The organism is Streptomyces sp. NBC_01426 (assembly GCF_036231985.1).
GTDB lineage: Bacteria > Actinomycetota > Actinomycetes > Streptomycetales > Streptomycetaceae > Streptomyces.
In genome coordinates this window covers 3,368,781-3,382,923 of the sequence record NZ_CP109500.1, presented here as the reverse complement: position 1 = coordinate 3,382,923, position 14,143 = coordinate 3,368,781, and the positions used below count along the sequence as shown (strand labels likewise).

Genomic DNA, 14,143 nt, shown 5'->3' with positions numbered 1-14,143 from the left:
AGCAGAAGTGAAGCGCAGCAAGACTCTCCGCGCTGCGGACGCCAAGGTCGACCGGGAGAAGCAGTACGCCCCGCTCGAGGCCGTCCGTCTCGCCAAGGAGACCTCCGCCACCAAGTTCGACAGCACCGTCGAGGTCGCCTTCCGCCTGGGTGTAGACCCGCGCAAGGCCGACCAGATGGTCCGCGGCACCGTGAACCTCCCGCACGGCACCGGCAAGACCGCCCGGGTCCTGGTCTTCGCGACCGGTGACCGTGCTGCGGCCGCGGAAGCCGCCGGCGCCGACATCGTCGGCGACGACGAGCTGATCAACGAGATCGCCAAGGGCAACCGCCTCAACGAGTTCGACGCCGTTGTCGCCACCCCGGACCTCATGGGCAAGGTCGGCCGCCTCGGCCGCGTGCTCGGTCCCCGTGGCCTCATGCCGAACCCGAAGACCGGCACCGTCACGATGGACGTCGCCAAGGCTGTCACCGAGATCAAGGGTGGCAAGATCGAGTTCCGCGTCGACAAGCACTCGAACCTGCACTTCATCATCGGCAAGGTCTCCTTCTCCGATGAGCAGCTCGTCGAGAACTACGGCGCGGCCCTGGACGAGATCCTTCGTCTGAAGCCGTCCGCCGCGAAGGGCCGTTACATCAAGAAGGCCGCCCTGAGCACCACGATGGGTCCCGGCATCCAGCTGGACTCGAACCGCACCCGGAACCTCCTCGTCGAGGAAGACCCGGCCTCGGTCTGAGCCTCACGGCTCTGAGCCCTCGGGCTCGCTGAACGGCAGAACGGGCCCCTCGGCTCCCTCACGGGAGCCGAGGGGCCCGTTCGCTTTCCCCGCCCTTCTGTGGGGCGCGCCACACCGGCGCGGAACGCGCGAAATGCACACGACGAGCCGGATCACGCCGCGTAAGGTCGAAATCAAACAAACGATCACATCAGGGGTGGGGACTCCATGCGCGTACACCGCAACAAGACCGCCGGCGCCGTTCTGGCCGCCGTCCTGCTCGTGGGTGGGGCCACGGCGTGTGAGGACGGGAAGAAGGACGGAGCGGCCAAGCCGGCGGCCCCGTCGGCCGCCGCGCCGTCCAAGGCCGCCGTCCAGGTCACGCCGGCCGCGTACCTGGAGAAGGTGAAGAAGAAGTCCGAGGAGATCACCTCGCTTCGCTACACCATGTCCGGGACCGCCATGGGCGAGAAGGTCTCCGGCGAGGCTTCGATGCGCATGAAGCCCACCGTGGCCATGGCCATGAAGATGGCGACCCCCGGCGCCACGGGCGGCGCCGAGTCGGTCGAGATCCGCATGCTGGACGGCGCCATGTACATGGGCACTGACGGCAAGTGGATGAAGTTCGACATCAAGGCGATGGACCCCGAGACCGCGAAGCAGATGGAGAACCTCGGCCAGGCCTCGCAGTCGGGCCAGAACCCGAGTGACCAGGCCGACGCGCTGCTCAAGGCCCAGGACCTCAAGTCCCTCGGCGACGAGACCATCGACGGCGTGAAGACGCGGCACCTCGTCGGCACCGTCCCCCTGGAGAAGATGCGGGCCTCCCTGGCGACGGCGACGCCCGAGGACAAGCAGCGCCAGGAGAAGTCCCTCAAGGCGCTGGAGGACGAGGGCATCAAGAGCCTGACCCTGGACATGTGGATCGACGAGCAGGACCACACCAAGCAGGTCCGCACCCGTGGCGCCGCAACCAAGGGCCCGATGGACATGACCATCAAGTTCCTCGACTTCAACAAGCCGGTCGAGATCACCGCCCCGCCGGCCGACCAGGTCATGGACCTCGGCCAGATGATGAAGGACAGCGGCGCGCAGGGCTGATCGGCCCCCTCCCGGACCCGTCGTACGGGCTGATCCCGAGCGGATTTGCTTGACAGCGTCTGGTTCACGTACGCTTCCCCGGAAGCCAAAGACCGCTGGTCGTTGCCGTACTCGCAAGGGTGCGGTGGCCGAAGGATCCGCTGAATGCGGACGTCCTGCGCAGGTGTTCGTGGAAAGCTCCCGGATTCATCCGGTCGAGCTACGCCCCGTGCGCTTGCGCCGGGGCGTTCTTGTTGTCCAGCCCCTTCTGAGCGGTCCTCATCACCCGGAAGGAGGCCGAAGCGCTATGCCGACGCCCAACAAGGCTGCCGCGGTAGCCGAGCTCAAGGACGCGTTCCAGAGCTCGAACGCCGCCGTGCTGACCGAGTACCGGGGTCTCACCGTGGCGCAGCTCAAGACGCTGCGTCGTTCGCTCGGTGAGAACGCCCAGTACGCCGTGGTGAAGAACACGCTGACCAAGATTGCGGCCAACCAGGCCGGGATCACCGCGCTGGACGAGCACTTCGCTGGTCCGACCGCGGTCGCCTTCATCACCGGTGACCCGGTGGAGTCGGCGAAGAGCCTGCGTGACTTCGCCAAGGACAACCCGAACCTCATCATCAAGGCGGGTGTCCTTGATGGTAAGGCGCTCACCGCCGATGAGATCAAGAAGCTTGCGGACCTCGAGTCCCGCGAGGTTCTGCTCAGCAAGCTGGCCGGCGCGTTCAAGGGCAAGCAGTCTCAGGCTGCCTCGCTCTTCCAGGCGCTGCCGTCGAAGTTCGTCCGCACCGCGGAAGCGCTTCGCGTCAAGCTCGCCGAGCAGGGCGGTGCCGAGTAATTCGGCTCGCGCACTGATCCACGCCGCCTAGTGCGTGGGTCGTAGCGGGCCGTTACGCCCGCCTCTATATACATCCGGCACCTGCCGAATTAGTGGAAGGATCGCCCATCATGGCGAAGCTCTCTCAGGACGACCTCCTCGCCCAGTTCGAGGAGATGACCCTCATCGAGCTCTCCGAGTTCGTGAAGGCCTTCGAGGAGAAGTTCGACGTCACCGCCGCCGCGGCCGTCGCCGTTGCCGGTCCGGCCGGCCCGGGCGCCGTTGCCGAGGCTGCTGAGGAGCAGGACGAGTTCGACGTCATCCTCACCGGCGCCGGCGACAAGAAGATCCAGGTCATCAAGGTCGTGCGCGAGCTGACCTCCCTGGGTCTGAAGGAGGCCAAGGACCTCGTGGACGGCGCTCCGAAGCCGGTCCTCGAGAAGGTCGCCAAGGAGGCCGCTGACAAGGCCGCCGAGTCCCTCAAGGCTGCCGGCGCGGCTGTCGAGGTCAAGTAACACCTCAGAGGCTCTCTGAAGCCTCTTCAAAGGGCGATCACCCGTAAGGGTGGTCGCCCTTTGGCGTACCCGGAGTGCCTGACTTGCCCTGGTCTCGTTGGGGAGTAGGGTGATCTTCGTTGCCTCGAAGCAGGGTCCGGAGATGATCCGCTCGGAGCAGGGGGCCTTGACGAACGGCCGGTGGCGCGCAATTCTCAGACCCGTCGTGAGATGGGTCGGCTCGCTCCGGTGATCCGAGGCGAGGATCGACGATCCGAGGCATGGATCGACTACGAAGAGGGCAGTACTGATACGCGCTCTGTGTACGAGAGCGCCGCAGCGTTGGATGCAGGGTTGGTTTTTAAACGACACGGGGAAGGCCTGTTGCCGGTTTCCGGAAACCTGGTCTGGACATCAGTGAGCCGAGTGGCTACACTGACCCTTTGCGCTGCCTGTTAGCTGCCCCCTGCCCGTCGCCAGGGGCATGCCCACGCTTGAGCACACTTGATTGATCCGTCCTGACCTGGTCTTTCGGCCAAGTCGGGGGCGTCCGTCTTCTGTGTCGGCTGGGACCGGTACGCGCGTAGTGAGTCCGAGCCCTCGGAAGGACCCCCTCTTGGCCGCCTCGCGCAACGCCTCGACCAATACGAACAACGGTGCCAGCACCGCCCCGCTGCGCATCTCCTTTGCAAAGATCAAGGAGCCCCTCGAGGTTCCGAACCTCCTGGCGCTGCAGACCGAGAGCTTTGACTGGCTGCTCGGCAACGCCGCCTGGAAGTCTCGCGTCGAGTCGGCGCTTGAGAGCGGACAGGACGTTCCCACCAAGTCCGGTCTGGAAGAGATCTTCGAGGAGATCTCGCCGATCGAGGACTTCTCCGGGTCGATGTCGCTGACGTTCCGCGACCACCGTTTCGAGCCGGCGAAGAACTCGGTCGACGAGTGCAAGGACCGCGACTTCACGTTCGCGGCGCCGCTTTTCGTCACCGCCGAGTTCACGAACAACGAGACCGGAGAGATCAAGTCTCAGACGGTCTTCATGGGCGATTTCCCGCTCATGACCAACAAGGGCACGTTCGTCATCAACGGCACCGAGCGTGTCGTCGTGTCGCAGCTGGTCCGTTCCCCTGGTGTCTACTTCGACTCCTCCATCGACAAGACGTCCGACAAGGACATCTTCGCAGCCAAGATCATCCCGTCCCGGGGTGCCTGGCTGGAGATGGAGATCGACAAGCGCGACATGGTCGGTGTCCGCATCGACCGCAAGCGCAAGCAGTCCGTCACCGTCCTCCTGAAGGCTCTCGGCTGGACCACCGAGCAGATCCTCGAAGAGTTCGGCGAGTACGAGTCCATGCGCGCCACCCTGGAGAAGGACCACACCCAGGGCCAGGACGACGCGCTGCTCGACATCTACCGCAAGCTGCGTCCGGGCGAACCGCCGACCCGCGAGGCCGCTCAGACGCTGCTCGAGAACCTCTACTTCAACCCGAAGCGCTACGACCTCGCCAAGGTCGGCCGCTACAAGGTGAACAAGAAGCTCGGCGCGGACGAGCCGCTGGACGCCGGCGTGCTCACCACCGACGACGTCATCGCGACCATCAAGTACCTGGTCAAGCTGCACGCCGGTGAGACCGAGACGACCGGCGAGTCCGGCCGTTCGATCGTCGTCGAGACCGACGACATCGACCACTTCGGCAACCGTCGTCTGCGCAACGTCGGCGAGCTCATCCAGAACCAGGTCCGCACGGGTCTGGCTCGTATGGAGCGCGTCGTCCGCGAGCGGATGACGACCCAGGACGTCGAGGCGATCACGCCGCAGACCCTGATCAACATCCGGCCGGTCGTCGCCTCCATCAAGGAGTTCTTCGGCACCAGCCAGCTGTCGCAGTTCATGGACCAGAACAACCCGCTGTCGGGTCTCACCCACAAGCGCCGTCTGTCGGCGCTCGGTCCGGGTGGTCTCTCGCGTGAGCGGGCCGGCTTCGAGGTCCGTGACGTGCACCCGTCGCACTACGGCCGCATGTGCCCGATCGAGACCCCCGAAGGCCCGAACATCGGTCTGATCGGCTCGCTCGCGTCCTACGGCCGCGTCAACGCGTTCGGTTTCGTCGAGACCCCCTACCGCAAGGTCATCGAAGGTGTCGTCACCGACGACGTCGACTACCTGACCGCGGACGAGGAAGACCGCTTCGTCATCGCCCAGGCCAACGCCGGCCTGTCCGACGACATGCGCTTCACGGAGAACCGCGTACTGGTTCGCCGTCGTGGTGGCGAGATCGACTACATCGCCGGCGACGACGTCGACTACATGGACGTCTCCCCGCGCCAGATGGTGTCCGTCGCGACCGCGATGATCCCCTTCCTGGAGCACGACGACGCCAACCGTGCCCTCATGGGCGCGAACATGATGCGCCAGGCCGTTCCGCTCATCAAGGCGGAGGCGCCGCTCGTCGGCACCGGCATGGAGTACCGCTGCGCCGTCGACGCCGGTGACTCGATCCGCGCGGAGAAGGACGGTGTCGTCCAGGAGGTCTCGGCCGACTACATCACCGTCGCCAACGACGACGGCACGTACACCACGTACCGCGTCGCGAAGTTCTCCCGCTCGAACCAGGGCACCTCGGTCAACCAGAAGGTCATCGTCAACGAGGGTGACCGCATCATCGAGGCGCAGGTCCTCGCCGACGGTCCCGCGACCGAAGAGGGCGAAATGGCCCTCGGCAAGAACCTGCTCGTCGCGTTCATGCCCTGGGAAGGTCACAACTACGAGGACGCGATCATCCTGTCGCAGCGCCTCGTGCAGGACGACGTCCTCTCCTCGATCCACATTGAGGAGCACGAGGTCGACGCCCGTGACACCAAGCTGGGCCCCGAGGAGATCACCCGGGACATCCCGAACGTCTCCGAGGAGGTCCTCGCCGACCTCGACGAGCGCGGCATCATCCGCATCGGTGCGGACGTCGTCGCCGGCGACATCCTGGTCGGCAAGGTCACGCCCAAGGGTGAGACCGAGCTGACCCCGGAGGAGCGTCTGCTCCGCGCGATCTTCGGTGAGAAGGCCCGCGAGGTGCGTGACACCTCGCTCAAGGTTCCTCACGGTGAGATCGGCAAGGTCATCGGTGTCCGCGTCTTCGACCGCGAGGAGGGCGACGAGCTTCCTCCGGGCGTGAACCAGCTGGTCCGCGTCTACGTCGCCCAGAAGCGCAAGATCACCGACGGTGACAAGCTCGCCGGCCGCCACGGCAACAAGGGTGTCATCTCCAAGATCCTTCCGATCGAGGACATGCCCTTCCTTGAGGACGGCACGCCGGTCGACATCATCCTGAACCCCCTGGGTGTCCCGTCCCGAATGAACCCGGGACAGGTCCTGGAGATCCACCTCGGCTGGCTCGCCAGCCGCGGTTGGGACGTCTCCGGTCTCGCCGAGGACTGGGCCGAGCGACTGAAGGTCATCGGTGCCGACCGCGTCGAGCCCGGTACCAACGTCGCCACCCCGGTGTTCGACGGTGCCCGCGAGGACGAGCTCGCCGGCCTCTTCGAGCACACCATCCCGAACCGCGACGGTGACCGTCTGGTCCTCCCGTCCGGCAAGGCGCGTCTGTTCGACGGCCGCTCCGGCGAGCCGTTCCCGGACCCGGTCTCCATCGGGTACATGTACATCCTCAAGCTCCACCACCTGGTCGACGACAAGCTCCACGCTCGGTCGACCGGTCCGTACTCGATGATCACGCAGCAGCCGCTGGGTGGTAAGGCGCAGTTCGGTGGCCAGCGCTTCGGTGAGATGGAGGTGTGGGCGCTTGAGGCTTATGGCGCCGCTTACGCCCTCCAGGAGCTGCTGACCATCAAGTCCGATGACGTCACCGGCCGCGTGAAGGTCTACGAGGCCATCGTCAAGGGCGAGAACATCCCCGAGCCGGGCATTCCCGAGTCCTTCAAGGTGCTCATCAAGGAAATGCAGTCGCTCTGCCTCAACGTGGAGGTGCTGTCCTCGGACGGCATGTCCATCGAGATGCGCGACACCGACGAGGACGTCTTCCGCGCGGCGGAGGAGCTCGGTATCGACCTGTCCCGGCGCGAGCCGAGCAGCGTCGAAGAGGTCTGACGGGCCTGACGGGGGGCTCGCTCAAGAGCCCCCCGTCATCCCCGGGACCGTTCAGACCATGATTGAGACTCGACCCCGAAAGAGGGATTGACGCACAGTGCTCGACGTCAACTTCTTCGACGAGCTGCGGATCGGCCTTGCCACCGCGGACGACATCCGAACCTGGTCGCACGGCGAGGTCAAGAAGCCGGAGACCATCAACTACCGCACCCTCAAGCCCGAGAAGGACGGACTCTTCTGCGAGAAGATCTTCGGTCCGACCCGGGACTGGGAGTGCTACTGCGGCAAGTACAAGCGTGTCCGATTCAAGGGCATCATCTGCGAGCGCTGCGGCGTCGAGGTCACGCGCGCCAAGGTGCGTCGTGAGCGGATGGGCCACATCGAGCTTGCCGCTCCCGTCACCCACATCTGGTACTTCAAGGGCGTCCCGTCGCGCCTCGGATACCTGCTGGACCTCGCGCCGAAGGACCTCGAGAAGGTCATCTACTTCGCCGCGTACATGATCACGTTCGTCGACGACGAGCGTCGCACCCGCGACCTCCCGTCGCTGGAGGCGCACGTCTCCGTCGAGCGCCAGCAGATCGAGAACCGCCGTGACGCGGACCTCGAAGGCCGTGCCAAGAAGCTCGAGACCGACCTGGCCGAGCTTGAGGCCGAGGGCGCGAAGGCCGACGTACGCCGCAAGGTGCGCGAAGGTGCCGAGCGCGAGATGAAGCAGCTCCGTGACCGCGCCCAGCGCGAGATCGACCGCCTCGACGAGGTGTGGGCCCGCTTCAAGAACCTCAAGGTCCAGGACCTGGAGGGCGACGAGCTCCTCTACCGCGAGCTGCGTGACCGCTTCGGCACGTACTTCGACGGTTGCATGGGCGCCGCCGCGCTGCAGAAGCGCCTGGAGTCCTTCGACCTGGAGGAGGAGGCCGAGCGCCTCCGCGAGATCATCCGTACCGGCAAGGGCCAGAAGAAGACCCGTGCGCTCAAGCGCCTCAAGGTCGTCTCCGCGTTCCTGCAGACCAGCAACAAGCCCAAGGGCATGGTTCTGGACTGCGTGCCGGTCATCCCGCCGGACCTGCGTCCGATGGTGCAGCTGGACGGTGGCCGCTTCGCGACCTCCGACCTGAACGACCTGTACCGTCGCGTGATCAACCGCAACAACCGCCTGAAGCGCCTTCTCGACCTCGGTGCCCCCGAGATCATCGTGAACAACGAGAAGCGCATGCTCCAGGAGGCCGTCGACGCCCTCTTCGACAATGGTCGTCGTGGTCGCCCGGTCACCGGTCCCGGCAACCGTCCCCTGAAGTCCCTGAGCGACATGCTCAAGGGCAAGCAGGGTCGATTCCGTCAGAACCTCCTCGGCAAGCGCGTGGACTACTCCGCGCGTTCCGTGATCGTCGTCGGTCCTCAGCTGAAGCTGCACCAGTGCGGTCTGCCGAAGGCCATGGCGCTGGAGCTCTTCAAGCCGTTCGTGATGAAGCGCCTGGTCGACCTGAACCACGCGCAGAACATCAAGTCGGCGAAGCGCATGGTCGAGCGCGGCCGCACGGTCGTCTACGACGTGCTCGAAGAGGTCATCGCCGAGCACCCGGTTCTGCTGAACCGTGCGCCCACGCTGCACCGCCTCGGCATCCAGGCCTTCGAGCCCCAGCTGGTCGAAGGCAAGGCCATCCAGATCCACCCGCTCGTCTGCACCGCGTTCAACGCGGACTTCGACGGTGACCAGATGGCCGTGCACCTGCCGCTGTCGGCAGAGGCGCAGGCCGAGGCCCGCATCCTGATGCTGTCCTCGAACAACATCCTGAAGCCGGCCGACGGTCGTCCCGTCACCATGCCGACCCAGGACATGGTGCTGGGTCTGTTCTTCCTCACCACCGACGGCGAGCTCCGTGACGTCAAGGGCGAGGGCCGCGCGTTCGGCTCCACGGCCGAGGCGACCATGGCGTTCGACAACGGCGAGCTGGCCCTCCAGTCGGCCGTCGACATCCGCTTCCCGGTGGGCACCATCCCGCCGCGCGGCTGGGTGGCGCCGGTCGCCGAGGAAGGCGAGCAGGAGTTCCAGCCGGGCGACAGCTTCCGTCTGAAGACGACCCTGGGTCGCGCGCTCTTCAACGAGCTGCTGCCCGAGGACTACCCGTTCGTCGACTACTCGGTGGGCAAGAAGCAGCTCTCCGAGATCGTCAACGACCTGGCGGAGCGCTACCCCAAGGTCATCGTGGCGGCGACGCTCGACAACCTGAAGGCGGCCGGCTTCCACTGGGCGACCCGTTCGGGCGTCACCGTGGCCATCTCCGACGTCGTCGTGCCCGAGGCCAAGAAGGCCATCGTCGCGGGCTACGAGGCGATGGACGAGAAGGTCCAGAAGCAGTACGAGCGCGGTCTGATCACCAAGGACGAGCGCACGCAGGAGCTCATCGCGATCTGGACCAAGGCGACCAACGAGGTTGCCGAGGCGATGAACGCGAACTTCCCCAAGACGAACCCCATCTTCATGATGGTTGACTCGGGTGCCCGAGGAAACATGATGCAGATGCGACAGATCGCCGGTATGCGTGGTCTGGTGTCGAACGCGAAGAACGAGACCATCCCGCGTCCGATCAAGGCGTCCTTCCGTGAGGGCCTCACCGTTCTGGAGTACTTCATCTCCACGCACGGTGCCCGTAAGGGTCTGGCGGACACCGCCCTGCGTACCGCCGACTCGGGTTACCTCACCCGTCGTCTGGTGGACGTCTCGCAGGACGTCATCATCCGCGAGGAGGACTGCGGCACCGAGCGCGGCCTCAAGCTCAAGATCGGTGTCAAGGACGAGGCCGGCGTTCTGCGCAAGGCCGACGACGTCGAGACCTCCATCTACGCCCGCATGCTGGCCGAGGACGTCGTCATCGACGGCAAGGTCATCGCGCCGGCCAACGTGGACCTCGGTGACGTGCTCATCGACGCCCTCATCGCGAACGGCGTCGAGGAGGTCAAGACCCGCTCGGTCCTGACCTGTGAGTCCGCGGTCGGCACCTGTGCCTTCTGCTACGGACGCTCGCTCGCCACCGGCAAGCTGGTCGACATCGGTGAGGCGGTCGGCATCATCGCCGCCCAGTCCATCGGTGAGCCCGGTACCCAGCTGACGATGCGTACCTTCCACACCGGTGGTGTGGCCGGTGACGACATCACGCAGGGTCTGCCGCGTGTCGTCGAGCTCTTCGAGGCCCGTACCCCGAAGGGTGTCGCCCCGATCTCCGAGGCCGCCGGTCGCGTGCGGATCGAGGAGACCGAGAAGACGAAGAAGATCGTCATCACGCCCGACGACGGCAGCGAGGAGACGGCGTTCCCGATCTCCAAGCGCGCCAAGGTCATCGTGCACGAGGGCGACCACGTCGAGGTGGGCCAGAAGCTCACCATGGGTGCCACCAACCCGCACGACGTGCTGCGCATCCTCGGTCAGCGCGCGGTCCAGGTCCACCTGGTCGGCGAAGTCCAGAAGGTCTACAACTCGCAGGGCGTGTCGATCCACGACAAGCACATCGAGATCATCATTCGGCAGATGCTCCGCCGCGTGACGATCATCGAGTCCGGCGACGCGGAGCTCCTGCCGGGCGAGCTGGTCGAGCGGTCGAAGTTCGAGACCGAGAACCGTCGTGTGGTCACCGAGGGCGGTCACCCCGCCTCCGGCCGTCCGCAGCTGATGGGTATCACCAAGGCCTCGCTCGCCACCGAGTCGTGGCTGTCGGCGGCGTCCTTCCAGGAGACGACCAGGGTTCTGACGGACGCGGCGATCAACGCCAAGTCCGACTCCCTGATCGGCCTCAAGGAGAACGTCATCATCGGTAAGCTCATCCCGGCCGGTACGGGTCTGTCCCGCTACCGCAACATCCGGGTCGAGCCCACCGAGGAAGCCAAGGCCGCGATGTACTCGGCCGTCGGCTACGACGACATCGACTACTCGCCCTTCGGCACCGGCTCCGGCCAGGCTGTCCCGCTGGAGGACTACGACTACGGCCCGTACAACGGCTAAAGGTCACCGAGGAAGCCCCCCGTCGCTCCGAGAGGAGCGGCGGGGGGCTTCCTCGTGTCCGGGGAAGGGCTTCCCGTCCGGGGGCCGCAGGGGGGCCGTACGACGCCGGCGCCCCCCGGAAGTCCGGGAGGCGCCGGGGTACGGACGCGGGGTCGGGGCGGGGTCAGGGCTTGTGGATGTCCTCGACGCCGTAGTACTTCGACACGCACTGGGCGACCCAGTCCTTGTCCTTGTTCTTGGTGAAGTACGGCTCGGCGAGCTTCCCGATGTAGGACGGCTTGTACATCACGTCCGTCGCACCGCGGGAGACCTCCTTGCGGATCCGGGCGTCCTGCTTGTCCCACACCAGGGAGCGGTAGACGGTGTCCTTGGTCATCTCCTGCACGGCGGGCACGAGCGCGCCCACGGAGGCGACGGTGAACCCGGCGGCGAGGACCACGACGAGGGCGCCCGGGAGCAGGCTGCCGCGGTCCACGGAGGCGAGCCGGACGCCGATGGCGCGGCCGGCCAGGATCCCGTACAGGCACAGCGTCATCAGGAACGGGACCATGAAGCTGTTCCAGGTCCGCGCGTAGGTCCAGCCGGTGGGGCCGTAGCCGTTGTTCAGGGCCATGGCCACCACGAAGGAGGCGAGCATCAGGACCGGCACCGGCAGGACGATCAGCAGGACCTTCAGGCGGCCCGGGATCGCGGTGACGCGCTCGGCGCCCGTGGGGGAGAGGTACGCGACGGCCAGACCGATCAGGAGGCCCGCGGCGACGGCGCCGAGGTAGGCCCACTGGCCGCCGATCGCGTCCCAGATGTTGCCCCAGTCCTCGAAGGACTTGCGCAGGGCCTTCCCGGAGAGCATCGAGTCGGTGTGCGGCTGGACCGAGCGGCGCCACTTCGCACCGGGGGAGGTGTACAGCACGGCCAGGCCGACCAGGCTGCTGACGCAGTACGTGGCGAGCCAGGTGAAGGACCACCAGGTGCGGGCGAGCCCCACCTTCGGGATGCTCAGCAGCATGGCCACGCCCATGAACAGGCCGCCCACGATGGTGAAGGGCTCGCTCAGGGTGCCGATGCCGAAGCCGATCACGACGGCGGCGGCGAGGGCGAGGCGGCGCGGCCAGACACGGCCCGAACGGCCGGCCCAGACGGCGATCAGCACGGCCCAGATGCCGATGATGGCGGGGACCGTGTGCGAGATCGTGGCCGGGGCCCACAGCAGGGCCTGGTAGTTGCGCGTGCCCGCGAAGGAGAACAGGGCGGTGACCACGACGGACGCGGCGATCAGCACCGCGATCGGCACCTGCCAGCCGAGCGCGCGCAGGCCGACGCGGGCGAGCATCACCAGGCCGGCGCCCATCGTCAGGATGATGAGCGTGGGCATGACCTTCGTGCCGAGGATCCCGTCGGAGTAGACGATCCCGCTCATGAAGGCGTTGGTGAGCCGGCCGTTCTGCGTGTTGTAGAAGTCGGCGGTGATCCCGAAGATGCCCATGTCGCGGGCCTTCCAGGCGGCGCACCAGTCATCCGAGGTGGGGCGGACGTAGAGGCCCAGGAAGGCGCCGACGGCCAGCAGGGCAGAGGCGGCGAGGGCGATGACGACTGCGGCGTACGACAAGAGCGGACGCAGGCGTTCTCGTATGGAATCGAGCGGCATTCGGGATCTTTCGCGACGGGGCCGTTCCGCGGCGGCCGCTCGCCGTGCCACAGAGGGCGAGAAACGGCGTCCGGGACCGGGGATGATCGGGTAGAAGTCTAGACTTCGCGCCCCCTGCGGCTTCCACCTCCTCGGCGCGCCGCGCGGCGGTCCGCCGGCCGGGACGCCGCCGGCCTGCGCCGAAGGCGCCCGGGAGCATTTGTTTTGACCGGAGTCAATGAGGTAGGTACGCTCATACCTTGTGCCTGGGGTGTGCCTGGTTCCCGTGCGTGTCCATCAACCGCACGAGGGACGAATCAGCCACCGCGATCCAAGCGTTTCCGTGCTTGCACGGAGGTCCGCCGGATCCGACACACCCGACCGCGTGGGTCGGCAAGTTCCAGGTTAGTTTCACTACACGGCACACAGAAACCGGAGAAGTAGTGCCTACGATCCAGCAGCTGGTCCGGAAGGGCCGGCAGGACAAGGTCGAGAAGACAAAGACCCCCGCGCTTGAGGCTTCGCCCCAGCGTCGCGGCGTCTGCACGCGTGTGTTCACGACCACCCCGAAGAAGCCGAACTCGGCGCTCCGTAAGGTCGCGCGTGTGCGTCTGACCTCCGGCATCGAGGTCACGGCCTACATTCCGGGTGAGGGACACAACCTGCAGGAGCACTCGATCGTGCTCGTGCGTGGTGGCCGTGTGAAGGACCTGCCGGGTGTTCGTTACAAGATCATCCGCGGTGCGCTTGACACCCAGGCTGTCAAGAACCGCAAGCAGGCCCGCAGCCGCTACGGCGCCAAGAAGGAGAAGTAAGAATGCCTCGTAAGGGCCCCGCCCCGAAGCGCCCGGTCATCATCGACCCGGTCTACGCATCTCCTCTGGTGACGTCGCTCATCAACAAGATCCTCCTGAACGGCAAGCGCTCCACCGCCGAGCGCATCGTTTACGGCGCCATGGAAGGCCTCCGCGAGAAGACCGGCGCTGACCCGGTCATCACGCTGAAGCGCGCGCTGGAGAACGTCAAGCCGTCGCTCGAGGTCAAGTCCCGCCGTGTCGGTGGAGCCACCTACCAGGTGCCGATCGAGGTCAAGCCCGGTCGCGCCGCCACCCTGGCGCTGCGCTGGGTCGTGGGTTACTCCCGCGCCCGTCGTGAGAAGACCATGACCGAGCGCCTCATGAACGAGCTGCTCGACGCCTCCAACGGTCTTGGCGCTGCCGTCAAGAAGCGCGAGGACACGCACAAGATGGCCGAGTCCAACAAGGCCTTCGCGCACTACCGCTGGTAGTCCCACCCCACATCGAGACCGAGAGAAGA

9 protein-coding genes are annotated in these 14,143 nt (G+C 66.3%); 8 read left to right on the top strand and 1 reads right to left on the bottom strand.

The genetic code is table 11. From position 1 onward, the window contains the following. Window positions 1-7 precede the first annotated feature (7 nt). The 6 genes from rplA to OG906_RS14735 all read left to right on the top strand — a co-directional run bounded on the left by rplA (window position 8) and on the right by OG906_RS14735 (window position 11,202). The gene (gene rplA, locus OG906_RS14760; RefSeq protein WP_329443141.1) at window positions 8-736 is read left to right on the top strand and encodes a 50S ribosomal protein L1; all 729 of its coding nucleotides are present in this window, start codon (window positions 8-10) and stop codon (window positions 734-736) included. Window positions 737-943: 207 nt separating this feature from the next. Next, entirely contained in the window at window positions 944-1,816 is an 873-nt protein-coding gene (locus OG906_RS14755) for an LppX_LprAFG lipoprotein (RefSeq protein ID WP_329443139.1), read from the top strand. A 286-nt stretch (window positions 1,817-2,102) separates the two neighbouring features. After that, window positions 2,103-2,633 (top strand): 50S ribosomal protein L10, encoded by a 531-nt coding sequence (gene rplJ / locus OG906_RS14750; protein WP_008739730.1) that lies wholly within the window; start codon window positions 2,103-2,105, stop codon window positions 2,631-2,633. Between the two features lie 110 nt (window positions 2,634-2,743). After that, the gene (gene rplL / locus OG906_RS14745; RefSeq protein ID WP_267796325.1) at window positions 2,744-3,127 is read left to right on the top strand and encodes a 50S ribosomal protein L7/L12; all 384 of its coding nucleotides are present in this window, start codon (window positions 2,744-2,746) and stop codon (window positions 3,125-3,127) included. A 595-nt stretch (window positions 3,128-3,722) separates the two neighbouring features. Then, a complete protein-coding gene (gene rpoB, locus OG906_RS14740) occupies window positions 3,723-7,205 on the top strand; it encodes a DNA-directed RNA polymerase subunit beta (protein WP_267796324.1) in 3,483 nt (1,160 codons plus the stop codon). A gap of 97 nt (window positions 7,206-7,302) precedes the next feature. Then, window positions 7,303-11,202, top strand: coding sequence for a DNA-directed RNA polymerase subunit beta' (locus tag OG906_RS14735; protein ID WP_053682628.1), 3,900 nt, complete (start codon window positions 7,303-7,305; stop codon window positions 11,200-11,202). Between the two features lie 163 nt (window positions 11,203-11,365). Here OG906_RS14735 and OG906_RS14730 read toward each other — a convergent pair whose 3' ends face one another. Further along, entirely contained in the window at window positions 11,366-12,847 is a 1,482-nt protein-coding gene (locus OG906_RS14730) for a DUF6056 family protein (protein ID WP_329443136.1), read from the bottom strand. 422 nt (window positions 12,848-13,269) lie between these two features. Between OG906_RS14730 and rpsL the strand changes: the two genes are divergently transcribed. Continuing rightward, entirely contained in the window at window positions 13,270-13,641 is a 372-nt protein-coding gene (gene rpsL, locus OG906_RS14725; protein ID WP_007265893.1) for a 30S ribosomal protein S12, read from the top strand. Window positions 13,642-13,643: 2 nt separating this feature from the next. Then, window positions 13,644-14,114, top strand: a complete 471-nt coding sequence (gene rpsG, locus OG906_RS14720; RefSeq protein ID WP_053682626.1) for a 30S ribosomal protein S7 — start codon at window positions 13,644-13,646, stop codon at window positions 14,112-14,114. Window positions 14,115-14,143: the final 29 nt, after the last annotated feature.